The sequence below is a fragment of the Reichenbachiella sp. genome (assembly GCF_039944555.1).
GTDB lineage: Bacteria > Bacteroidota > Bacteroidia > Cytophagales > Cyclobacteriaceae > Reichenbachiella.
Genome location: NZ_JBDUYN010000001.1, coordinates 163,004 through 186,464, shown reverse-complemented (window position 1 = coordinate 186,464; position 23,461 = coordinate 163,004). Strand labels below are relative to the sequence as shown.

19 protein-coding genes are annotated in these 23,461 nt (G+C 41.9%); 5 read left to right on the top strand and 14 right to left on the bottom strand.

What is annotated here, in order from left to right; translation table 11 throughout:
• Nucleotides 1-42: 42 nt before the first annotated feature.
• From ABJD64_RS00720 to ABJD64_RS00700, 5 genes are all read right to left on the bottom strand, one after another.
• Entirely contained in the window at nucleotides 43-729 is a 687-nt protein-coding gene (locus tag ABJD64_RS00720) for a porin family protein (protein ID WP_348182126.1), read from the bottom strand.
• Between the two features lie 80 nt (nucleotides 730-809).
• On the bottom strand, nucleotides 810-932 hold the full coding sequence (locus tag ABJD64_RS00715) for a 30S ribosomal protein THX (protein ID WP_348182125.1): 123 nt from the start codon (nucleotides 930-932) through the stop codon (nucleotides 810-812).
• A gap of 49 nt (nucleotides 933-981) precedes the next feature.
• Nucleotides 982-3,048, bottom strand: coding sequence for a M13-type metalloendopeptidase (locus tag ABJD64_RS00710; protein WP_348182124.1), 2,067 nt, complete (start codon nucleotides 3,046-3,048; stop codon nucleotides 982-984).
• Between the two features lie 148 nt (nucleotides 3,049-3,196).
• Nucleotides 3,197-5,257: a M13 family metallopeptidase gene (locus ABJD64_RS00705; protein WP_348182123.1), complete on the bottom strand. Its 2,061-nt coding sequence runs from the start codon at nucleotides 5,255-5,257 to the stop codon at nucleotides 3,197-3,199.
• Nucleotides 5,258-5,417: 160 nt separating this feature from the next.
• Nucleotides 5,418-6,734, bottom strand: coding sequence for a sugar MFS transporter (locus ABJD64_RS00700; protein ID WP_348182122.1), 1,317 nt, complete (start codon nucleotides 6,732-6,734; stop codon nucleotides 5,418-5,420).
• Between the two features lie 231 nt (nucleotides 6,735-6,965).
• Between ABJD64_RS00700 and ABJD64_RS00695 the strand changes: the two genes are divergently transcribed.
• The 5 genes from ABJD64_RS00695 (at nucleotide 6,966) to ABJD64_RS00675 (ending at nucleotide 11,916) form a co-directional block, all read left to right on the top strand.
• Nucleotides 6,966-7,460 (top strand): HAD-IIIA family hydrolase, encoded by a 495-nt coding sequence (locus ABJD64_RS00695; RefSeq protein WP_348182121.1) that lies wholly within the window; start codon nucleotides 6,966-6,968, stop codon nucleotides 7,458-7,460.
• A 150-nt stretch (nucleotides 7,461-7,610) separates the two neighbouring features.
• The gene (gene sucD, locus ABJD64_RS00690) at nucleotides 7,611-8,483 is read left to right on the top strand and encodes a succinate--CoA ligase subunit alpha (RefSeq protein ID WP_348182120.1); all 873 of its coding nucleotides are present in this window, start codon (nucleotides 7,611-7,613) and stop codon (nucleotides 8,481-8,483) included.
• A 157-nt stretch (nucleotides 8,484-8,640) separates the two neighbouring features.
• Entirely contained in the window at nucleotides 8,641-9,216 is a 576-nt protein-coding gene (locus ABJD64_RS00685; RefSeq protein WP_348182119.1) for a hypothetical protein, read from the top strand.
• Between the two features lie 340 nt (nucleotides 9,217-9,556).
• Nucleotides 9,557-11,122 (top strand): PepSY domain-containing protein, encoded by a 1,566-nt coding sequence (locus ABJD64_RS00680; RefSeq protein ID WP_348182118.1) that lies wholly within the window; start codon nucleotides 9,557-9,559, stop codon nucleotides 11,120-11,122.
• A gap of 272 nt (nucleotides 11,123-11,394) precedes the next feature.
• Complete coding sequence (locus ABJD64_RS00675) at nucleotides 11,395-11,916, top strand: NAD(P)H-dependent oxidoreductase (RefSeq protein ID WP_348182117.1); 522 nt, start codon at nucleotides 11,395-11,397, stop codon at nucleotides 11,914-11,916.
• Nucleotides 11,917-12,033: 117 nt separating this feature from the next.
• Here ABJD64_RS00675 and ftsZ read toward each other — a convergent pair whose 3' ends face one another.
• The 9 genes from ftsZ to ABJD64_RS00630 form a co-directional block, all read right to left on the bottom strand.
• The gene (ftsZ, locus tag ABJD64_RS00670) at nucleotides 12,034-13,578 is read right to left on the bottom strand and encodes a cell division protein FtsZ (protein ID WP_348182116.1); all 1,545 of its coding nucleotides are present in this window, start codon (nucleotides 13,576-13,578) and stop codon (nucleotides 12,034-12,036) included.
• 82 nt (nucleotides 13,579-13,660) lie between these two features.
• A complete protein-coding gene (gene ftsA / locus ABJD64_RS00665) occupies nucleotides 13,661-14,971 on the bottom strand; it encodes a cell division protein FtsA (protein ID WP_348182115.1) in 1,311 nt (436 codons plus the stop codon).
• Between the two features lie 8 nt (nucleotides 14,972-14,979).
• A complete protein-coding gene (locus tag ABJD64_RS00660; protein ID WP_348182114.1) occupies nucleotides 14,980-15,744 on the bottom strand; it encodes a cell division protein FtsQ in 765 nt (254 codons plus the stop codon).
• Entirely contained in the window at nucleotides 15,741-17,123 is a 1,383-nt protein-coding gene (murC, locus tag ABJD64_RS00655; protein WP_348182113.1) for a UDP-N-acetylmuramate--L-alanine ligase, read from the bottom strand. Before murC ends, ABJD64_RS00660 begins: the two co-directional genes overlap by 4 nt.
• Complete coding sequence (gene murG / locus ABJD64_RS00650) at nucleotides 17,120-18,244, bottom strand: undecaprenyldiphospho-muramoylpentapeptide beta-N-acetylglucosaminyltransferase (protein WP_348182112.1); 1,125 nt, start codon at nucleotides 18,242-18,244, stop codon at nucleotides 17,120-17,122. Before murG ends, murC begins: the two co-directional genes overlap by 4 nt.
• Nucleotides 18,245-19,408, bottom strand: a complete 1,164-nt coding sequence (locus tag ABJD64_RS00645) for an FtsW/RodA/SpoVE family cell cycle protein (protein WP_348182111.1) — start codon at nucleotides 19,406-19,408, stop codon at nucleotides 18,245-18,247.
• Nucleotides 19,405-20,781, bottom strand: a complete 1,377-nt coding sequence (gene murD, locus ABJD64_RS00640) for a UDP-N-acetylmuramoyl-L-alanine--D-glutamate ligase (RefSeq protein WP_348182110.1) — start codon at nucleotides 20,779-20,781, stop codon at nucleotides 19,405-19,407. The genes ABJD64_RS00645 and murD overlap by 4 nt, the downstream gene beginning before the upstream one ends.
• Nucleotides 20,782-21,996: a phospho-N-acetylmuramoyl-pentapeptide-transferase gene (gene mraY / locus ABJD64_RS00635; protein ID WP_348182109.1), complete on the bottom strand. Its 1,215-nt coding sequence runs from the start codon at nucleotides 21,994-21,996 to the stop codon at nucleotides 20,782-20,784. It lies immediately after the preceding gene.
• A 3-nt stretch (nucleotides 21,997-21,999) separates the two neighbouring features.
• A complete protein-coding gene (locus ABJD64_RS00630) occupies nucleotides 22,000-23,460 on the bottom strand; it encodes a UDP-N-acetylmuramoyl-L-alanyl-D-glutamate--2,6-diaminopimelate ligase (RefSeq protein WP_348182445.1) in 1,461 nt (486 codons plus the stop codon).
• Nucleotide 23,461 lies beyond the last annotated feature (1 nt).

The window sequence follows — 23,461 nt, the reverse complement described above, 5'->3', positions numbered from 1 at the left end:
ATTCGAATCACCTATAAAGATAAGCTGATGGCAGGAGGATTCCTACAGCTCTCCAAACGAGAACATATAGGCCAAAGAAAATCCGATAACCATATTTTTCGATGTTGTTGGGATGTGATCAGTAGATGTATGGGAACTCAATTGGCCTGCATCCATCATGTCACTCAAGCTATAGGTAAAGCTGCTTTCAAGTAAGATGGTCCCAAAATTAAAGTCATAGAACGTTCCGATGCCTCCACGGAATCCATATCCGAATTTGTTGTCTCTGGACTCCTCAAACGGAGAAAATTCTTGTCCACTTACATCCGACGGAGTCGCACTCTGTTTTACGTTGACCAGATATTCGACAAAGCAGCCCCCATTGGCAAAAAAGTGCAATCGATCTTTGCCAGAATAGATATTGACCAACAGTGGCAATTCGACGTAGCTGAGTTCGGTTACAAAATCCGGTTCACCATTGCTGAATTTCTGCCTCCAGCCCTTTTGGGAATAAAGTAACTCGGCTTGCAGACCTACGTGATTCCTAAGATAGTTCATGGCTATAATCCCACCCTGAAAACCGCTTTCAAACCCGGTAACTATATCAGAACCAAAAAAAGAATGAAAAAAGTAGGCCTTCGACAGGTTGTATCCGCCTTTCACGCCCAAATAGGTTTTGCGCTGAGCATTAGCCCCATTTGAAAGGGTAATCCCAAGAAAAACCAGGAAAATAAAAATAGCTTTTTGCATGGATACTTAAACGAACCGCTAAATTATCAAATTGCCATCGATTTTATGAGCGGATAAAAAAATAGTCCTGAAATTCAGGACTATTTTTTCTTTTTGGTCTTTGGTTTTTCTTCAACCACGGCTTTCTTTTTATGTGGTCGACTGACTCCAAAAGAGCCCTTACTAATTTTCCCTTTTTTGGTTTTGATGTCTCCTTTTCCCATACGATTGTGGTTTTGATGTAAAAGGAAAATCTAACGCAAAATCAGCGATTTACCAAATCACTACCCTTTCTTCTTCCGGTCTCCATAAAGCATCGCCTTCTTTGACGTCAAATGCATCATAGAATTCAGGCATGTTCGAAATGGGTCCATTGGCTCTATACATGCCGGGAGAATGAGGGTCCGTATTGATCAGGGTTCTTAAGTTATCGTCCTTGTATTTAGCGCGCCAGATGGTGCCCCAGCTCAAAAAGAACCTTTGCTCTGGAGTAAATCCATCGATCAAGCCAGGTCTTCCATTTTCTTTCAGATACTTCTGAAGGCCATAATAGCAGGCTTTTAGTCCACTCAAATCTCCAATATTCTCCCCGAGAGTAAATTCACCATTCACAAAAACGCTATCCAGAGGTTCGTAAGCATCGAATTGGGCAACTAGTTTGTTGGTCCTTTCTTTGAAATTTTTAGCGTCAGATTCTGTCCACCAGTTACTCAGGTTACCATCGGCATCAAATCGACTTCCACTATCATCAAAACAATGGGAAATCTCATGTCCTATGGCTGCTCCAATACCACCATAGTTCACCGCCTCATCCGCCATATAGTTGTAGAAGGGTGGTTGCAAAATAGCGGCAGGGAACGTGATGGAGTTGTACAACGGGTGATAGCCTGCATTGACCGTCTGAGGAGTCATTCCCCATTCGGTATTATCTACTGGTTTACCCAATTTGTTCAGTTCATATTCAAAATCAAATTTTCTTGCCGCGAGCACATTGTCGTAGTAAGATGATTTTTCAGGGTCACTGTTAATTTCCATGGTTGAGTAATCGATCCATTTGTCCGGATACCCAATTTTCACTGACATCTTATCGAGCTTCTCTAATGCCCTCGTTTTCGTTGAGTCTGTCATCCAGTCCAACGATTTAATACTCTCAGCATAGACCTCCATGACATTGGCCACCATGGCAGTCGCCTTTTCTTTGGCTTCAGGCGGAAAGACTTCTTCCACGTAAAGTTTTCCAATAGCTTCACCTAATACACCGCTGGTCATACCAATCACTCTTTTCCATCTTGGTCTCATTTGTTCAACAGCTCTTAGCTCCTTGCTGTAGAAATCAAAATCGGCTTTGACAACTTCATAATTCAAATATTCTGAAGCACGCCCAATACAATGCCACCTCAGATATTCCTTACAAACTGAAAGAGGAACTTCTTTAGTGATCAATTCGAATTCTTCCATGAATTTAGGTTGCATCACGATAAGTGTGTCCACGTTGCGTACACCCAAATCTGACAAATATGTCGGCCAATCAATAGATGGCACTCTCTGGCCCAATTCATTTAATGACATTTTATTATACAGGGCAGGCGTATTTCTTCTTTCCACATTCGTCATTGAGGCCTCCGCCAGACGAGTCTCCAGCGCCATAATTCTTTCGGCCTGAGCCATAGCATCCTCTTCTGTGTCTCCCAAAAACTGCAACATTTTAGCCACGTGCTGTAGGTATTTGGCCCTGATATCGACTGACTTAGTATCAGTTTTTGTATAATAATCACGGTCTGGCAATCCTAATCCTCCCTGGCTCAGATAGGCAGCCATCTCCTTGCTATTCTTTAAATCAGGGATAACGAAAAAGTTAAAAAAGATGCCTCCACCTCCATAGGTCTCCAGCCTTGACAAATATTTTTGAATGTCTTCTACATTCTCAATGGCCGCGATCATGTCGAGCCTGGGTTTAATTGGGTCCAAACCGACTTTTTCAGCCAATAGCGAATCCATTCCCACACTATAGAAGTCAGCTGCTTTCATTTGGTCACTTCCAGGCTCATATTTCCCGCTCTTTGCAGCCTTCTCCAATACTTCCAATACCGTTTTGCTGTTTACATCTCTTACTTCATCAAAACTATTCCATCTTCCACGGTCGCTTGGAATTTCAGCATTTTTGAGCCAGTTGCCATTGGCATATTTGAAGAAATCATCACCTGGATTGACCGTAGTATCCATCAATGAAATATCGATACCAGGTGCATTTTTTGAGCTATGAGTTGTTGGTTCACAAGCTAATATGAACACTAAGAACAGTACTCCGGCGGCGTTAAGTAGGGCTTTGAGTTTTGTCATGGTTAATTATTGATTTGTTCAGCCAGACAATTTAATATAAAAGTCAGCATTACCTCAAAATATATATACGATCGGTTATTTATCGTTATGAACAAAAAAAGCCGACCCAATTTTCATCGAGACGGCCTTAAATTCAAATATCTAGAATCTACCAAATATCAACTCTTTGCTCTTTAGATCTCCACAATGGATCTCCTTCGTTTATGCCGAAGGCTTCATAAAATGCGGTCATGCTTGAAAGCGGGCCGTTTACTCTGAATTTACCTGGTGAATGTGTATCTCCGATCAAGAGTCTTTGCTCTAATTGTGGTCTGTATTTGCCTCTCCACAATGTTGCTTGTGACATAAAGAACCTTTGCTCGGGTGTCATCCCATTTATGTTTTCGGGGCGACCATTCTTCTCGTAAAACATCTGCAAGGCATCATAGGCAATAAGCATCCCTCCCAAGTCAGCTATGTTCTCTCCGAGTGTCAGCTTACCATTGACATTGAGCGTATCCTGAACGGTAAATGCATCGTACTGCTCTACCATCACCTCTGCTCGTTTGTCGAACTCAGCCGCGTCTTCTTCCGTCCACCAATCTTTCAGTTCGCCTTCATGGTTGTATTTTCTTCCCTGATCGTCGAATCCGTGTGTGATTTCATGGCCAATAACTGCACCAATACCACCATAATTCACCGCCTCATCAGCCTTATAATTGTAAAACGGAGGCTGAAGAATACCTGCCGGGAAAACGATTTCATTGGCAGGAGGATTGTAGTAGGCGTTTACTTGTGAAGCAGCCATAAACCATTCGTCCTGATCAATAGGTTGACCAAGCTTTCCAAAGTTCTCTTTGTTGGCAAAAACATTAGCATTCCATCTGTTTTGAACATAGTTGTCCTTCGATATCTCGAGGCTGCTATAGTCTTCCCATTCTTCCGGATACCCGATTTTCACTTTGAGCTTATCCAATTTCATATGAGCTTCTTGCTTGGTCTCCTCACTCATCCATGTCAATTGGTCAATTCTTTTGTGCATGGCTGCCTTGATGTTGTTTACCATCTCCAAGCACTTTTCTTTTGCCTCAGGAGGGAATACTTCATCCACATATAGTTTACTCAAAGCATCACCAAGATTACGGTTGGTAGCATTCACCATTCTTTTCGCTCTGGGTCGCATTTCCTGTTGTCCCGATAGTTGCTTGCTGTAAAAGTCAAATCCTGCCATGACAAAGTCATTGGATAGATAGCCTGTACTGCTGCTTACAAACCTCAATTTTAGATAGTCTTTAATACTAGCAAGGTCAGTGGTAGCAATTATTTCAGGCATATTGGATATGTACTCCAACTGATTGACGTTGATCTCGCTGATTTCATCAACTCCTATTCCAGCAAAGAATGATTTCCAGTCTATCCAAGCGCTTCTTTCCTGAAGATCAGCCAGGGAGATGTTGTTGTAAGTAGTCTCAGGGTTTCTTCTTTCCAATCTTGTCATGGACTGCTCGGCCATCTTAGATTCCAAGGCAAATATATTTTCGGCTTGTGCTGACGCCGCTATTGAATCCTCTCCTACGAGGACAAACAGTTTGGCTATATAAGCTTTGTAGCCAGCGATAATATCCTTGCCTGTATTATCCTCCCGAAAGTAATAGTCTCTGTCTGGCAGACCGAGTCCTGACTGAGTCAGGTTCATGATGTATTTGTCGGTTTGCTTGTCGTCTATCCCCACAAAAATATTGAAGAATGGGGTAATGCCTATCATTTGCAAGGCAGACAAAGTCGACTCCAGATCAGCCTTGCTTTGCAACTCATCAATTTGTGCAAGCATAGGTTTAAGTGGTTCGGCACCCATCTTTTCAATCCCCAGTGAGTCCATAGCCGAGGTATAAAAATTAGCTGCCTTTATTTCATTGGAGTTCTCGTCGTAAATTTCTCCTTTAGTAGCCTCTTCAAGCACAAAGCTCAAGACCTTTTCATTGTTCTCGAACAATTCATGGAAGCTTCCCCATGCTGATCTGTCCGCAGGAATTTCCGTCTTATCCAGCCAGCCGCCATTGGCATATCGATAGAAGTTCTGATTGGGCGCTACGGTGGTATCGCGTAGAGAAAGGTCCAGGCTGGCCACTTCAGGTGTTTCCATTCCTGCATCCTTGTTCGGCTCACAGCTTACCAAAGCCATCGTGCAAAGTGCTGCTATGCCTATTACACAGGTATTATATCTTATCATTTTTATGTTGTAATTAGTTCAAAACCTGCAAGGTAGGAAAAATGGGGTGTTTTCGAACAAAAAAATGTGAATGAAGGCATTTCCAAATGCAAACAAAAAAAGCCGCCCTAATCTTTATCAGGACGGCCATCTAACCCAAAGTCTTAATTTGTCTTACGTCTTAAGCCTTCTTTAGACCCATTTTGTGGCCCGCAAAGGCATAGTATAATATCATTGCATAGCAAGGCAGAAGAATCCAATAGCTACTGGTCGCGGCAGTGGCATCAGCTGTTGATTCTAACACACCAGAGGCCAATAGTGCAGATTTTTTTGACCCCACCAGTGCTCCATATAGCGGAGGGATAACTGCCCCTCCGGATATGCCCATAATCAACAAGGCAGATGCGGTTTTTGTAAACTTACCGAGGCCGTTGAGAGCAAGCGGCCAAATGGCAGGCCATACCAGTGCATTCGCAATACCCAGTGAGGCCACGAATAGCACAGAAATGAAACCTGTTGTAGTAAGAATTGCAAAAGACAGGACAATTCCTAAGCCTGCGCTGATCTTCAACGCAGTTTCCTGTGTAATGTATTTTGGTATCAAAAATACACCGAGCAAATAGGTAATGATCATGGCGATGAGTGTGAATGATCCAAAAAATTCAGAATTTTCAAGACCTAGTGCAATGCCATATTTGATGATGGAATCGCCGGCAATTACTTCAGCCCCTACGTAAGTGAAAAGAGTTAATACACCCAACCAAAGGTGCGGGAACTGGAAAATGCTGGTCTTTACGGCTTCGCCTTCCACGGTCTCTTCCGTTGTCTCTAAATCGGTAATCGGGGCTTTTCTGATAAGTAGTCCGAAAAGGGCTAAAACAATGGCCATACCAACATAAGGTGCCACTACTCCGCTGGCCATGCTGTCCAGCAAGGCTTCTTTCTCAGCACCAGATACTGAAGCCAGAAGCTCATTTTTTTCCTTCATGCCAGCCAAAAGCAGGGTTCCGAAAATTACTGAGCCGATCGCTCCAGCTGCCTTGTTACATATTCCCATGATAGCAATTCTTTTAGCACCACTTTCAATGGGACCGAGAATGGTAATATATGGATTGGCCGCAGTTTGAAGCAACGTCATACCAGTGCCCTGAATAAATATACCAGCCAGAAATAAAGGATAAATTCTTGTCCAGGCGGCCGGAACAAAAACCAAAGCACCTGCTGCCATCAAAAATAAGCCGAGTGACATTCCGCTCTTATATCCAATTTTCCTCAATACATAAGAGGCCGGCAATGCCATGACACAAAATGAAATGTAGGAAGCAGAAGCCACGAGAAATGAGGCGGCATCGGACAATTGGCAAATAGATTGCATGGCCGGAATAAGTGGTCCGTTGACCCAGGTGATAAAACCGAATATGGCGAATAGGCCACCAATTATCATCATAGGCACCAGATTACTCTGATTTTCCTGACTCACTGTATTTGCTGTAGACATATGCTTACTTTTATTCTTTTTTTAAGCAGCACTTGATTAAGACTGGCTGCACACTCTTTTGAGTTTGCCAATATAGCAATAATTGTAATCGGTAAAACTTTTCTAGTCCAGCTCCTTATATTTTTTCGCTAAAGCGTAATGGTTAGCCTCTTAAATGCAAAGCAGCTTTAGTTTGAATTGCCAATATTGATGGTTTCTTTGTAATGAATTTGTGAACCAAAAAAACAACTCATGATTTATACTGCCAAAATACGAATGCTCATACTTGACGTAGACGGGACAATGACAGATGGCCGCATCAACGTTACTGAAGAAGGGCATCAATTCAAACAATTTCACGCCAGAGATGGACTTGGTATTCGAATGCTGGTCAAGAAAGGAATTCGAGTGGGTATCGTCAGCCACAGTTTTGCTGCTGGAGCCATTGAAGCCCGAGGTAAAATGCTGGGTATCTCACATGTGTACACTGGCCTCGATGAAAAAGACGAAATTATAGCACGATGGTGTACTGAGCTAGGGTTGAACATGGATGAGATCGCTTTCATTGGCGATGATCTAAACGACATTCCGGCGATGAAAAAAGTAGGGATTTCTGCCTGCCCAGCTGACGCAGCTAACGAAGTCATATCCTATGTGGATCTTGTCCTGGAATCCAATGGCGGACATGGCTGTGTTCGCGAGTTCATCGACAAATATATGGATGTGGTATACACGAAAATAAAGTAATTTCTTAGTCCAGTGACGGTTGTCAATAGTCGATTGTTGCTGGCTGGATTTGAAGATCAAATTGATACCCATTTCTAAGTTCAATTAACTCTTCTTCTTGCCTTTGGTTATGCCATATATTATCCTATTTTTGCACAAAATTGAAATAGCATGAGCGTATTAGTAAATAAAGATTCAAAAATCATAGTTCAGGGCTTTACAGGCACTGAGGGTACCTTTCACGCAACGCAGATGATCGAGTACGGAAGCAACGTAGTAGGTGGAGTGACTCCTGGAAAAGGTGGACAAACGCATCTGGACAAACCAGTGTTTAACACTGTAAAAGAAGCTGTAGATCAGGCTGGTGCTAATGTTTCAATTATTTTCGTACCACCGGCGTTTGCTGCGGATGCAATTATGGAAGCTGCAGATGCGGGCATATCGGTAATTATTACCATCACCGAAGGGATTCCAGTGAAGGATATGGTTGCTGCAAAAAAATATCTTGAAAACAAAGAGGTAACACTTATCGGACCGAACTGTCCTGGTGTAATCACTCCTGAAGAAGCCAAAGTAGGCATCATGCCAGGATTTGTTTTCAAAAAAGGAAGAATTGGTATCGTGTCTAAATCAGGAACTTTGACCTACGAAGCTGCTGATCAGGTGGTAAAAGCAGGTTTGGGTATTTCCACAGCGATTGGAATTGGTGGAGATCCTATTATTGGGACCTCTACAAAAGCTGCTGTAGAATTGCTTATGAACGATCCAGAAACCGATGCCATAGTTATGATCGGTGAAATTGGTGGTAATTATGAGGCTGACGCAGCCAGATGGATTAAATCTCAAGGTAATCCAAAGCCTGTGGTTGGTTTTATTGCGGGGCAAACAGCTCCAAAAGGCAAAAGAATGGGACACGCCGGAGCCATCATTGGTGGAGCTGACGATACAGCCGAGGCTAAAATGAAGATTATGGCTGAATGCGGTCTGCATGTGGTAAAATCTCCTGCGGATATCGGAGAGACAATAGCTAAGGCCATTGCTTAAGAACTAAAAGAATAAGGACCCATGCTATCATAAGTGTGGGTCTTTTTGCTTTATTCATATGTATTTAGGCCAATTAGGTGTTTAGCTCCTCTATCTTTTTTCTTATTCACTCAAGAAACCATGGCTACAACCCAAAAGACCCATAATATAAGTACACATGAAAAAAAACTTAACCGCAACAGTCCTAATTCTAATTTCCGTAATCCATGTAAATGCACAAAAGTTTCAAACTGGAATTATTAAGCTGAAAAATGGAACAACAATAGACGCCAAAATTCAGATCTATAAGAGAGATGTTATTCTCTCAGCCAGGAAAATTACCTATCAAACTGGAAAACAAATCCTAAAATTAAAATTGTCGGAAATAGATCACATTTCACTGGGTGAAAGTATCTATTCACCCTTCACCTCTTCTAGCGGCTCTACAAAATTAGGAAAGAGAATGGCAACCGGGCAGGTTGAATTGTACAGAAAATATGGTACACGACCTAGTACGGTGATGACAGGAGCACCTGGTAGCGCGCCTACACTTACAGGCCAGGATATGTTTTTCATGGATTATGTTGTTAACGAGAAAGAGTCGGTATGGATAAAAAAATCCAACTTAAAGGCAACCATTCTGAAGTTTTTTCCGGATTGTAGCCAACTCAAAGCCAGATTACGCCGAAATACTTCACTGGAGAGCAAATTCCCTGCGAAGGCCATTGAGTTCGGAAACAAAAACTGCAACTAGGCCTTCATAATCAATCTGACCAAATAGGTGAACTAACCCGATCAAACATTCCGGGCTCATATCCTACCGGACCCGAACAAGGCTTTCTTTCTGCAACAAGCAAAGTCTTGTAAAAATTTTGAGTATTAATATCAACTTTCACTTCATATTCTTACTTTATAATCTACCCATTGCCTACCCAATTATTGAGAATCGGAATACCCTCTCCGACCAGGTAGGGTTATGATAGCACTCCTCTTTCTATTCTTAAGGAAAACAGCCATTCTCATTGTCCGAAAACCAAGACTGTCTTTCTAAAAACAGAAAAATATTTCAGTTAAAATCAAACAAAACACATGCTATGAAAAAATTAATTATTTCCGGACTATTTGTCTTCTGTCTATTTGGTTGCGACGAAGATGAACTGATGTCTGACAATCCTACGGATGATAATACCGATGAACCCATTGAAGGGACTGAATTTGAGGCCTATGAAGAAGAAGTTTTTGAGGACCTTACACTTACCGACTTTGAGGAAATTAACACTCCTTATGAAGAAGAATTGAGTGCGCTCAGTGGAGCGAGAGTTTTAAACAATATCGACAAATTAGCAGAAATGATCACTCAGCTTTTCGACGCTACGTTGATTGAAGCCTACGAAGATGAAGCCCGTGGACTTTCCGTCTACGTGATAAAAGTACTCTTTGCAGACGGTACAGCTGTCAATGTCACAGTGGTACAAGATATCTTCGAAATTCTTTCAATCGAGGCTATTGTTGGTAGTGAAATATCTGATGAAGTATCTACAGATGGTTTTATTTCATTATCCGATGCTATCGAGGCTGCAAAAGCCCAGGTCGACGGCGATATAGTCAGGTGGGAAATCTCCATAGAAGAGAACAATACTCTTGAATATGAATTGCATGTAGTAAGTGCTGATGGCACAAGGTATGAAGTTGAACTCAATGGCACTGATGGAGAAGTATTGGCCATAAAAGTCTTTGAAGCAGAAGATGCCGTTTTGTTCGAAGAAGAGGCTGCAGAAGAAATCCCAGAGGTCACATCAGACATCAGTGATGCTGTCGCCAACTTCATCACTGGCAATGTTATTTTTGCCGATACAGAAACAGATGCTGCTGGTACTGAATATTGGAATGTGCTTTTGCAAACCTCTTCTGAAGCACTTGTAAGTCTAAAAATTAACTCAGCCACTTTAGAACTAACTGAGGCTGAAGGTACAGTCGGGCCATTTGACTACGAGATGAACTTCTTAGAAAATGGTGTTTCGTTCTCTGATCAACTCGCCACAGTAGAAGGGCAAATGTCAGTTGAAGTGACCAGCTGGACTTATACTTACATACAGAATACAGAATTTTCATATTGGGCTCTATCCTTCTATGCTGAGGATGAAGCCGACAATATCACTACGGTTGTTATTCATGCTGCATCGGGAGAATGGGTAGAAAGCAGCACTACCCCATCAGAAGATTTCGTAGAGCATTTGGCTACCTTTATATCAGGAGAAATAGGATATGCCTATAGATATGACAATGATGGAAATCCGTTTTGGGAGATCCAGATTTTGACGGCCTCCGGAGAAGCATTCAAATTACTTGTTTTTGAAACTACTTATGAATTACTTAGTGCTGATCCGTTAGATAATGACGGCGATGGAATCATCACACTTGACCAAGAGCTTAGTTTTGGGGGCTCAGCCGCCCTAACATCAACGGAAGCCATCACCAAGGCAGAGGAGGAACTTGCCGATGTAGATGCTGAAGCTTATGATTGGACCTATCACCATAATGTCGAGGTAGATAACGAATCATATCGTATTGTGACCATATCACTTTCAGATCCGAATTTCGGATTCTACGTAGTCTGGATAGATGTGGACACCGGAGACATAGTAAAAACAGAGTCGTAGTGAAAACGGAGTCATTCTAAAACCAAAAACTACAAGGCATTGGCTAGGCTAACCAGTAATTATGCTTTTCCAAGCAATGAATTAAGGGTTTAAGATTAGACAACTGCTCGAGCTTTGGATAAATAATATTTTTCAAATACATAGATTAAAAATCCGCTCAATTAGTTTGTGCGGATTTTTTTATTTGCTTTTACTAATTACTGCAAAAGCATTAAGTCTGGCTTTTCATACTTTCTTTATCTTGCGGCACAATTGACTAATAGACAGTAAACATGATTACCATCATCAGCAGCACAAACAGAAAAGATTCTGTTTCTAAAAAACTGGCCCACATTTATCGTGATATCCTTATTGAAAAGAATATAGATACTGAAATCATTTACCTGGAAGACCTACCCGCTGACTTTACAGAAACAGCACTCTATGACCAGGCAGGAAAAAATGAAGTATTCAATACTTTCAGAAAGAAAATGGTGGAGGCGGAGAAGATGGTCTTTATTGTTCCGGAATACAACGGATCGTTTCCTGGTGTGTTAAAAGCATTTATTGATGGGCTGGTATTTCCTCACACCTTTAGAGACAAAAAGGCCGCACTGGTAGGAATATCGTCGGGTGTTCAAGGCGCAGGTTTGGCCTTGAGCCACCTAACAGATATTTTCAACTATTGCGGGACGCATGTGCTTGCTCAAAAGCCCAAGCTATCCCGCATAGAAGAAAATTTGACAGAAAATAATCTTTCAGAGTTGTATCACAGTTTGCTCGAAGAGCAAGTGGATAAATTACTTGCCTTTTAGCCTCAGACCAGTGGTCAACGAGTACTAACTCTTACCTGATCGTTGGGTATTAAAGTGTTTGGTATTAAGTGTTTAGAAGAACCTAACACTATACACTTTACACTAGATCACCTAACTTCAATCCGGTCTATCGTGCAAAAATTTATTGTTACCCAATTCATTATCATCGTTTAGGTTGTACTTGGATACCAAGCTTTCAGATGAAGCGGGTACATTTTTCAAGTTTACCTTTTTACGTTGGTATGCGGGAACATCGAATTTTTCTTTATAACTATTGGTATCCACTGTTTCTTCTCCATTGATTCCATCCAGTCGACGTCGGCGTTCCTCAGACTGCTCCATCAACAAAATTTTCTTCGAAGGAGGATGAGCCATTCCGTCCAATTCCTCTAAGGGCTCGTCGACTACTACATTTTTAGACTCTTCAAAAAGCTGTCTCATCTCCACTTCAAATGGATCTTCCTCATCCACTGCCCTTGGCTCTGGCTCAGGGGATCTTTCCGGCTTTTCGAATGAAAAGGACCGCATTTTCAATTGAAAATCCTCTTCAAAAGTATCCTCTTTTACCTCTTGTGGCTCGCTGGTAAATAAGCTTGTTTGAACATCCCGATCCAAATCGAATACCTTGCGGGTTGCCTCTTGCTGGGTCTGAGTGGTCTGATCGTTTTGTGACTGTGGTATTTTGTCCTCATTTTCGAATCCCGTTGCAATAATGGTGACTCTGATACTGTCTCTCAATTCACTATCAACGCCATGACCAAATATCACCTCGGCATCGTCTCCTGCTAGTTCCTGCATAAAATCAGTGATCTCAGTCAGTTCGTCCATTTGCAGTTCGGCTTGATCTCCGGAAATAATGGAAAGCAAAATCTTATCTGCACCTTCTATATTCTGATTGTTGAGCAATGGAGAATTTATAGCTTCTTCTGCGGCTCTTCTCGCCCTGCTTTCTCCTGAAGTTTCTGCAGATCCCATCACTGCCCCTCCGGAATCTTTCATGACCGTTTTGACATCTTCAAAATCCACGTTGACATAACCAGGCACAGTGATTATTTCAGCTATTCCCTTTGCGGCTGTGGTCAAAACGTTATCGGCTTGTGCAAAAGCTTCATTGACAGATAAACTACCGAAAGCTTCAGTCAATTTATCATTAAGAATCATGAGCACCGTATCACAATTAGCCTTCAGGGAATCAACTCCTTCCATGGCCTGGCGCATTTTTTTCTTCCCTTCAAATTTGAATGGAACGGTTACGATACCTACAGTGAGAATACCTAACTCCTTTGCCACTTGAGCAATGACCGGAGCTGCACCTGTACCTGTACCACCACCCATACCTGCAGTGACGAACACCATTTTGGTATCCTCGCTGAGCATGTTTCTGATCTCTTCTTTGTTTTCTAAAGCCGCATTTTTCCCTTGTTCGGGATTCGCTCCGGCACCCAGTCCTTCTGTCAGGTTCACTCCAATCTGGAGCTTGTTAGGAATGGGACTGGTATTCAAGGCCTGTGCATCCGTATTGCAGACAATGAATTCTACACCGGTAATACCTTGGTTGTACATGTGATTGACAGCATTGCTGCCACCTCCGCCTACACCGATCACCTTGATGATCGATTTATGATGTGTAGGCAAATCAAATTTAAAACTACTTTCTGTCATGACGTGTTTTGTTTAATTTGTTCGTATTGAAATAGTCGAATAACAACTACCTACTTGTTAAGTATTAATATTTCGGGTCATCTTATCTAGTTGAACCGTCTTCAAAATCATCTATTAAAATACCTTTGGTTTTCTCCAATATTTTCTTCAAAATATTGTCTGAACCACCAGCTGGTTTTTTCCTTTTGTCGTAATCCTTGACTACTGAATCTTCAAGGAAATATCTATTGTCTCTATCGTCCAGTGCCTTGAAACCACAAAGTACAAGGCCTACAGAGGTAGCAAACATTGGGCTTTTTATAGCCTCAACTTTGCTCTTGCCCAAATGCTCATTGGGGAATCCCACACGAGCGTCGAGGCCTGTCATATATTCGAATAGTTGCTTGATAGATACCAGTTGGGAGCCGCCGCCAGTGACGACGATACCCCCGGCCAACCTATTCTCATAGCCACTGGTTATTATTTTTGTATGAACCATCTCGATGATTTCTTCCATTCTGGCTTCGATCACTCTTGCCAGATTTTTCACTGAAATCTCTTTTGGATCCCGGTTTTTTAAACCAGGTATGGATACTACTTCATTTTCGTTGGCCATTTCGGCCAAAGCCTGGCCAAATTTTGTTTTCAAAATTTCCGCCTGATGATTCAACACATTGCATCCATCTTTAATATCCGATGTGATGATATTACCTCCGAATGGTATCACAGAGGTATGGCGGATTATGTTTTCATGGAATATGGCGATGTCTGTAGTACCGCCACCTATGTCTACCAAGCAAACACCGGCTTCTTTTTCTTCATCACTCAATACCGACAAACTTGAAGCTAATGGTTCTAGAATCAAATTGTCAATTTCCAACCCTGCTCTTCGCACACACTTATTGATGTTTTGAATCGCGTTCGTTTGCGCAGTAATCACATGAAAATCTGCCTCCAAACGAACTCCGGACATTCCTACAGGGTCTTTTATTCCTTCTTCATAGTCTACTAGATAGTCCTGCGGCATGACATGAATAATTTCGCTCCCCGGAGGGATGACAATTTTATACATATCATTAGTGAGCCTATTTACATCCTCGATGGTAATCTCATCATCTGAAGAATGTCTGATGATCGACCCATGATGCACCGAACTCTTAATATGCTGTCCTGCAATGCCGACATTCACTACGCGTATGTCGATGCCTGATTGCTCTTCGGCTTCAGCTACCGCTTTCTTGATGGCATTTATGGTTTTATCGATATTGGTGACAATCCCTCGGATCACGCCATCGGACACTGCCTTACCCATGCCCAGTACTTCGAGTTTACCGAATTCGTTTTTTCTCCCAACTATTGCACAAATCTTGGTTGTACCTATGTCGAGACCTACAATGATTTCATTTGTTTCCATACCATTTATCATTTACAGACTATTTGATTCTTGAATTTGAGATTGACCGATGTATAAGAATTCCAGCCTTTATAGGGCAAGATTTGCTTATAAAAGATCATTAGTTTTTTAAATTTATTGTCGATATCCTCTGGCTTACCGAACATGATTTCTTGCTTTGTCACTTGCGGTTCTAACACCACTTCCTGGTTATTCTCTATTCTTATGGCTGCTATCTGAGCACTCCAAAACTCATCCTGACTGATGAAATTCAGAAGCTCATAGACCTCCTGCCCTTGTTGTGAGTTTTTGATATTTTCTCCATCAATCCAGCTGTCATTGTCAATGTGCATCAAAACTACCCTTGCGGTATAGTGCTCTGATTCTGGTAAAACATCTCCATCGACACTGATATAATAATCAGGTGCGTTGTTCACTACCACTCGAGCAATCGGCCGATTTTGGGTGACTTCAATAGACATATTACCTTCGAGATCAATATATGCCTGTGCCTTGTTGACGAACTGGTGCGACTCAATGCGATTTTCCAGCTCTTTGAGGTTGAGACTACCAAAATCACTACTAAGCAAATAATCTTTTCCTCTATCGTTAATGAGCGCAAGGACATCATCTTGATTGATAAAGTAGTTCTCAAACTGATTATCGATGAGAATATGCACATCATTGATGTATCGATCATTCTGACGTGAATTGGTAAATCCAATGATGATTACCAATGCAAATAGCATCAGTCCAATCTTAAAAGTATTCCATATGTTAATCAGCCAATTCATTTATTTTCTAACCTTTTTTTAATTGGTGAAACCAGCGTATCTATATTGCCAGCACCTATAGTGAGTAAGACCTCGGGTGTATGATTATCAAAATATTCTAGCACATCATCTTTGATATAAGTCCTGATGCTCTTATTAGTCATTTTTTCTTTGATCATTTCGGAATTCACACCCGGTATTGGTAATTCTCTTGCTGGATAGATATCCAGTAAAATCACATGATCCGCCATCGATAAGCTCTCTGCGAAACCATCAACAAAATCTCGGGTCCGCGTGAATAAATGTGGCTGAAAAATCGCCGTAATTTTCTTATTGGGGTAGAGTGCTCGTACGGATTCCAGTAAAGCCTTGATCTCTTCGGGGTGATGCGCGTAGTCGTCGATAAATACGATATCATCACTCTTGATCACATATTCAAACCTTCTTTTAACACCCAAATAGGTGTTGATTCCATTCACCAATTGCTCGTCTTGTTTTATCAAAGAACCGACTGAAGCAATAGCGGCTAACGCATTGGATACATTGTGATATCCCGGCATGGCCAGTGCAAATCCTTTAGCATTTCCTTCATGACTTTTAAAAGTAAATTCAAATTTGGCATTGGCAATTTTGAGATCGCTGATTGTAATATCGCCGCCATTCAGTCCATAAGTATTGACGTTGATGTTCCCATTTGGATTGAGTACCAACTCGGCTGCTACTTTCTCTTCGATAAATAGCTGACCGTTGGCCTTTATATTTTTTATAAACTCATTGAAGGAATCTTTCAATGAGTCCTTCGATCCATAAATATCCAGGTGGTCTGCATCTGTTGCAGTGATGATGGCTACATCCGGATGCAAGGTCAGGAAGGATCTATCAAATTCGTCTGCCTCTACCACCATTACCTCATTATTTACCCCAATGAGCAAATTTGAATCGTAGTTGGTCATGATACCGCCCACAAACGCCGAACAATCCACTCCAGCCGACTTTAATAGGTGTGCGATCATCGAAGAAGTCGTGGTCTTACCATGTGTACCTGCTACTGCTATGGTGTAACTTGACTTGGTGAGCATGCCCAATACCTGTGATCTCTTGTAAAGTTCAAATCCTTCATTGATAAAGAATTGGTACTCATTCAAATCGACAGGAACGGCCGGGGTATAAATGATCAATGCACCGTCCCGGTCTTTCTTTACTTTTTCAGGAATGTTTCTGACATGGTCTTCGTAATGAACAGCAATGCCCTCCTCGACCAATTTTTCGGTGAGTGAGGTGGCCGTTTTATCATAGCCGGTGACGGCATACCCGTTAGCATGAAACCAGCGTGCCAGCGCACTCATACCAATGCCTCCTATACCTAGAAAATAGACGCTATGTAGATTTTCTAAATTCATTTGATCATTGTAAATATTTCGTGAGCAATATCTTTGGCAGCATTTGGCTTAGCGAGCTCTTTGATGTTAGCTCTTATTATTTTTTGTTGCTCTTCATTCTTTAGCAACTTCAGAGTTTCTGTGATCAAATGCTCTCCTGCCTCGTCATCGCGAATCATCTCTGCTGCTTCACGGCTTACGAGAGCCATAGCATTTTTTGTCTGATGATCTTCTGCCACATTAGGAGAGGGCACAAATAGTACCGGTTTGCCTACCAGACACAGTTCTGAAATAGACAAGGCACCAGCTCTTGAAATCACCACGTCGGCCGCACCATACGCCCGATCCATGTCTTTTATGAAAGGCACAATTCTTAGCTTTTCAGAATCAATATGGACCGTTCTTTCCTTCATTTCGTCGAAGTAGAACTTACCTGACTGCCACAGCACCTGAACATCCTCATCAATCAGTCGTTCGACGCCTTCAGCCAAGGTGTTATTAATAGTCCTTGCACCCAGGCTTCCGCCTAAAATCAATACTGTTTTCTTATCACTTCTAAACCCGAATTGGGATAAGCCCTCAAGTCGGACATTGTCCGAATTCATGATATCGGTTCGAACTGGATTACCTGTTTCAACTAGTTTTTCCTTTTGAAAGAACCGTTCCATGCCAGGATAGGCTACACATATTTTGTTGGCTTTGCCGGCCAATAATTTATTAGTAATTCCGGGATAGGAATTTTGCTCTTGTATCAAAGTCGGAATACCCTTTTTGTTGGCCGCATAAAGCAGCGGACCGCTGGCATAACCTCCTACTCCGATCACCACATCCGGTCTGAATTTTTTCAACAAGCTGAAAGACTTCCAAATACTTGAAATAACCTTAAATGGAAAAGAAAGATTGCCCAGCGTCAATCTGCGCTGTAATCCACTAATCCAAAGACCTACAATATCATATCCGGCCTCAGGTACTTTTTCCATTTCCATTCGCCCGTTTGCCCCCACAAAAAGGAATTTGATGTCCTTTTGAATATCATTTAGGGCATTAGCAATAGCTATCGCCGGATAGATATGTCCTCCAGTACCTCCCCCGCTAATCATTATCCGCAATGGATTTTGGCGATATGTCTTCTCGTCTATCATCTATGCGTATTCTACTGCGGTGTCTTTTCTGTATTCATTTGAACCTGCCGTTCCCATTTCTTCAATTTCTCCTCGGCTTACGCTGAGAATAATCCCAATAGCCACACCCACAAATAGCTGCGAAGTACCACCCATGCTCACCAAAGGCAAGGTCAAACCGGTGATTGGTACCAACCCAACGGCTACGGCCATATTTACCATGGCCTGCATGACTAAAGCAAAACTCAATCCTGCAGACAGCAATCCTCCATATGTTCGCTCACTGGTAGCCACCACTCTGGTACCCCGGTAGAGCAAGGCCAGATACAGGAAGAGCACTATGACACCTCCAACCAGGCCATATTCTTCGATAATGATGGCATAGATAAAATCGGAGTAAGGGTGAGGTAAAAAGTTTTTCTGCTGGCTCTTTCCCGGAGCGAATCTTATTGTTCCTCCGTTAGCGATAGCGATATATGACTGCTCTGCCTGAAATGGTAGCTCATCCTCTAAGAAAAATGATTCTATTCGGCTAAATGCTGTATCCGCTCTCTGACCAATCGCCAAGGCAGCTGCTCCGGCAATAACCCCTATAAGTACAAGCATGGCCAGATATTTGACGGGTACTCGACCAACGAACATAACCACCATACACGTCCCAAATATGAGCGCTGCGCTGGAAAGGTTAGTCATCGCGATTAGCCCGCAAATCACCCCGATCCACAAAAGCATCGGTATCAATGACTCTTTGATGTTATCAATGTTTTCCTGCCGTTTGGCCAGCATGGAGGCCAATGTCACAATCAAGGCAAAATTGGCCAGATCAGAAGGCTGAAACGCCTGGTTGATAAATGGTACTGTAATCCACCTTGAAGCTTCGTTGATGTTGACTCCAAACTTCCAAGTAATAAATAGCAAAGGCACGGACACCCATAAGGCTAGTTTGGACAACTTTGCATAATATCTATAATCAATTTTGTGTGCCACCCACATAGCAAACCAACTGAGAAGAACAAGGGCAGTATGCTTAAAAAGATAATGTTCTGTATTGCCTTCCATCTGATTGTATGCCAATGTACCCGTGGCACTATACACCACCAAAATACTTAGAGCAGACAGCGCAATTACGATGAACCAAATTACCGGATCTCCATGCAGGTTTCTATTTGTCCAGTTTCTTATCATGCTTTAACAGGTTCTTTGATTTTTTTCATCTTCAATACTTCTTCTCTAAATAAGTCTCCTCTTTGTTCATAATTGTCGAACAGATCAAAGCTGGCACACGCTGGAGATAAGAGAACCACTTCACCTGGTAGAGCCAAATCGAAAGCTCGGGCCACTGCATCTTTGGCACTATTTACTTGTATAAGCTGATTGACATCATTTTTGAATTCGTCGATTAGATGCTCGTTGTCGGACCCAAGGCAGATGATCGTGTTGACCTTATTCACAACCAAATTCTTGATCTGACTGTAATCATTGCCTTTGTTTACTCCACCAGCAATCCAGACGACAGGCTTGGTCATAGCATCTAAAGCATAGTATACCGCGTCCACGTTGGTCGCCTTAGAGTCGTTGATATAAGGAATATCCTGTATGTATCCGATCAACTCCATTCGATGCGGTGCATTTTTAAAGGATGCCAATGCTTTCATAATTTCAGCAAATGGCACCTCCAATTGAATGGCAGACAGGATTGCTGCCATTTGGTTATACTGATTATGTCTTCCTAAAAGGGGTAGATCTTCGATGGGAACAATTTGAATAATCTTCTCACAATCGAATATCAGGTAGCCTTCGAGAAAATAAGCTCCATTGTTAGTCTTAGATCTTGTAGTAATTTCCACTTTTTCGTAAGACGAGCTATCCTTCGAAACTCGGTCAGATATCATCTGATCGTCACCGTTGACAATTAGATAATCTCCCTCTGACATGTTTCTAACGAGTCGCCATTTAGCGTCTGCATATAGATCTATATCATAGGCATATCGATCCAGATGATCTGGAGTAATATTAAGTACAATAGCGATATCTGGTCGGAAATCGATTATCCCATCCAGTTGGAAACTGCTTAGCTCAAGTACAATTACATCCGGATTTTGATCAACCAGCAAGTCAGAAAAACTATTGCCTACGTTGCCAGCGCTAGCTACATTGATACCTGCTTCTTTTAAAATATGAGTGGTGAGTAATGTTGTTGTCGTCTTTCCGTTAGATCCGGTAATACCTATGATTTTAGCCTTTGTGAATCGGCTGGCAAATTCAATTTCAGAAATTACGGTTTTACCTGCTTTTACCAATTCGGAAATGATGGTAGCCGAATCCGGAATCCCAGGGCTTTTAATGATTTCGTCATACTTTACCAGTTCCTCAATGGTATGCGTACCTTCTTCGAAGCTCGCCCCTAACGACTCTATCAACCTTTGTTTGTGTACAGGAATCGTTTTGGAATCAGAAAGAAAAGCTTTAATACCATGCTTGGTAGCAAGACGCAGAGCTCCGATGCCGCTTTCACCGCTACCTAATATTGCAATACTATGGTTCTTAATCTTTTTCAATTATCTCAATTTCAAGGTTGCCAAAGTAAGAATGGCCAACAGGATTCCTGTGGTCCAAAACCGTGTTACAATCTTTGTTTCGTGGATACCTTTTTTCTGGTAATGATGATGAAGCGGAGACATCAGAAACACCCTTTTACCTTCACCATATTTCTTTTTTGTGTATTTGAAATAGCTGACCTGAATGATCACCGACAGGTTCTCTATCACGAATATTCCACATAATACAGGGATCAATAATTCTTTCCTGACTACCAGAGCCAAGACAGCAATCACACCGCCAATGGACAGGCTACCAGTGTCCCCCATAAAAACCTGAGCCGGATACGAATTGTACCAAAGGAACCCGATACATGCTCCGACGAAAGCTGTGCAGAATATTACTAACTCACCAGAGCCTGGGAGGTACATGATGTTGAGGTAGTCTGCAAAAATTATGTTGCCAGATACATAGGCGAGTATGGCCAGAGTAATTCCTATGATGGCCGACGTGCCGGCTGCCAATCCGTCTAATCCATCGGTAATGTTGGCACCGTTAGAAACTGCCGTAACAATGAAAATGACCGCAATCACATAAAGAATGTCGGTATAGTCTTCCATAAAGTCAGGAAGTAGCCATTTGTAGTTGAACTCGTTGTTCTTTACAAAGGGAATTGTGGTAATCGTGCTTTTTACATCTTGGTATTCCTGCGACCTTTCAACAGTTGTTTCGATTCTTTTGTCAGACTTGTTGAAATCTCTGACGAGTATATCGTCGTGAGTCACCATAGTTACCCCAACAATCAAACCTATTACTACCTGACCAACAATTTTGAATTTACCGGAGAGGCCTTCTTTGTTTTTCTTTTTAATCTTGAGATAATCATCCAAGAACCCGATCATTCCCATCCAAATCGTGGTGATTAATAAAAGGATAACATAAATATTGTCCAATTTGGCCACGAGCAATGTAGGAATTACGATCGCACTGATAATAATAACTCCCCCCATCGTAGGTGTTCCCTTTTTCTCCAACTGACCTTGCAGACCGAGGTCACGGATGGTTTCCCCCATTTGCTGCTTTTGAAGCATAGCTATGAATCGCTTGCCAAAGAATATGGTTATAAGAAGCGAAAGCACAATACCTACACCTGCGCGAAATGAGATGTATTGGAATACACCGGCTCCTGCGAGATCGAATTGTTGGTCCAGATATTCAAATAGGTAATACAGCATTTCTTAACTTCTAAATAGTTCTAACATTTCCTTCAATATCTTTCGATCATCGAATTCAATTCGGTTTCCTTTTATTTCCTGATAATCTTCATGCCCCTTCCCTGCCACTAATATGATGTCATGATCATTAGCCATAGAACAAGCGGTTTTTATGGCTTCTTTTCGATCTGGAATGACAAGGGTCTTTTTCACAAAAGACTTGCCTACACCCTTCATCATGTCATTTAAAATGTCTTTCGATTCTTCATCTCTTGGATTGTCATCAGTGAAAATCACTTTGTCGCTCCACTTCACGGCAATCGAAGCCATAACAGGTCGTTTGTCTTTGTCCCGATTGCCACCACATCCTACCACTGTAATCACTTGTTCGTTTCCAGAACGAAAGCCGTCTATGGTCTGCAGAACATTTTCAAGTGCATCCGGAGTATGTGCGTAGTCGACTAGGGCGATAATATCAGAACCTGCTTGTATGACCTCAAACCTGCCTGGTGCAGGCTCCAAGCCGGAGAGCATCATGAGTACTTCTTCCGTATCTTCATGAAGCAGCTCTGCAATGGCATAGGCCGCAAGCAAATTGTACGCATTGAACTTTCCAATCAAACGAAACCATACACTCTGTCCATTGATATCCAGTTCCAATCCTTGATAACTATTGGTTAACACTTTGGCTTTGTAGTCGGTCATAAATTTCAGACCGAAAGAATATTGTTTTGCCTTGGTGTTTTGAATCATGATCTGACCACGCTTGTCATCCAAATTGACTAATGCAAATGAGGAAGCGGATAGCCCGTCGAAAAGTTTCTTCTTAGAGTTAATGTAATTTTCAAAAGTAGAGTGGTAATCCAGATGATCATGACTGATATTCATGAATGCTGCGCCTACAAATGTCAATCCTGCAATTCTATTTTGGTCTATTGCATGTGAGCTTACTTCCATAAAGGCGAATTGGCATTTTTCCTTCACCATTTTTGCCAGAAGTTCATTGAGGCTTAGTGCATCCGGGGTGGTATGGGTTGAAGATATCACCTTGTCGTTGATCACATTCTCTACCGTAGAGAGCATGCCAACATGATATCCCAACGATCTAAAAAGCTTATAGAGCAAGGTAACAGTCGTTGTTTTACCGTTGGTCCCTGTGATACCTACAAGTTTTAGTTTTTCTGATGGATTGTCATGAAAATTGGATGCAATAATGCCTAAAGCATGGCTGGAACTTTTGGTTGCCACAAAGGTAATTTCACTCATTGGCTCAAAAGGCATTTCCTCACATACCACTGCCACTGCACCCTTTTTGATGGCCTGATCAATATATTTATGCCCATCGACCTGTGTGCCTTTGATCGCTACAAACAGGTTGCCTTTTTTGATTTGACGTGAGTCAAATTGCACACCATTAATCGCTAGCGCCATGTCACCAGCGACTGAAGTCAGATTCACCTTATACAATATGTCCTTTAATAGCATT

What these genes read in the sequence shown, in the direction of transcription:
- ABJD64_RS00630 (WP_348182445.1), bottom strand. Translation starts at nt 23,460, where the DNA reads ATGCTATTAAAGGACATATTGTATAAGGTGAATCTGACTTCAGTCGCT.
- ABJD64_RS00645 (WP_348182111.1), bottom strand. Translation starts at nt 19,408, where the DNA reads ATGATAAGAAACTGGACAAATAGAAACCTGCATGGAGATCCGGTAATT.
- ftsA (WP_348182115.1), bottom strand. Translation starts at nt 14,971, where the DNA reads ATGGAAACAAATGAAATCATTGTAGGTCTCGACATAGGTACAACCAAG.
- sucD (WP_348182120.1), top strand. Translation starts at nt 7,611, where the DNA reads ATGAGCGTATTAGTAAATAAAGATTCAAAAATCATAGTTCAGGGCTTT.
- ABJD64_RS00705 (WP_348182123.1), bottom strand. Translation starts at nt 5,257, where the DNA reads ATGATAAGATATAATACCTGTGTAATAGGCATAGCAGCACTTTGCACG.
- ABJD64_RS00680 (WP_348182118.1), top strand. Translation starts at nt 9,557, where the DNA reads ATGAAAAAATTAATTATTTCCGGACTATTTGTCTTCTGTCTATTTGGT.
- ABJD64_RS00695 (WP_348182121.1), top strand. Translation starts at nt 6,966, where the DNA reads ATGATTTATACTGCCAAAATACGAATGCTCATACTTGACGTAGACGGG.
- murC (WP_348182113.1), bottom strand. Translation starts at nt 17,123, where the DNA reads ATGAATTTAGAAAATCTACATAGCGTCTATTTTCTAGGTATAGGAGGC.
- ABJD64_RS00675 (WP_348182117.1), top strand. Translation starts at nt 11,395, where the DNA reads ATGATTACCATCATCAGCAGCACAAACAGAAAAGATTCTGTTTCTAAA.
- ABJD64_RS00720 (WP_348182126.1), bottom strand. Translation starts at nt 729, where the DNA reads ATGCAAAAAGCTATTTTTATTTTCCTGGTTTTTCTTGGGATTACCCTT.
- ABJD64_RS00685 (WP_348182119.1), top strand. Translation starts at nt 8,641, where the DNA reads ATGAAAAAAAACTTAACCGCAACAGTCCTAATTCTAATTTCCGTAATC.
- ABJD64_RS00715 (WP_348182125.1), bottom strand. Translation starts at nt 932, where the DNA reads ATGGGAAAAGGAGACATCAAAACCAAAAAAGGGAAAATTAGTAAGGGC.
- ABJD64_RS00660 (WP_348182114.1), bottom strand. Translation starts at nt 15,744, where the DNA reads ATGAATTGGCTGATTAACATATGGAATACTTTTAAGATTGGACTGATG.
- ftsZ (WP_348182116.1), bottom strand. Translation starts at nt 13,578, where the DNA reads ATGACAGAAAGTAGTTTTAAATTTGATTTGCCTACACATCATAAATCG.
- ABJD64_RS00700 (WP_348182122.1), bottom strand. Translation starts at nt 6,734, where the DNA reads ATGTCTACAGCAAATACAGTGAGTCAGGAAAATCAGAGTAATCTGGTG.
- murG (WP_348182112.1), bottom strand. Translation starts at nt 18,244, where the DNA reads ATGATAGACGAGAAGACATATCGCCAAAATCCATTGCGGATAATGATT.
- mraY (WP_348182109.1), bottom strand. Translation starts at nt 21,996, where the DNA reads ATGCTGTATTACCTATTTGAATATCTGGACCAACAATTCGATCTCGCA.
- ABJD64_RS00710 (WP_348182124.1), bottom strand. Translation starts at nt 3,048, where the DNA reads ATGACAAAACTCAAAGCCCTACTTAACGCCGCCGGAGTACTGTTCTTA.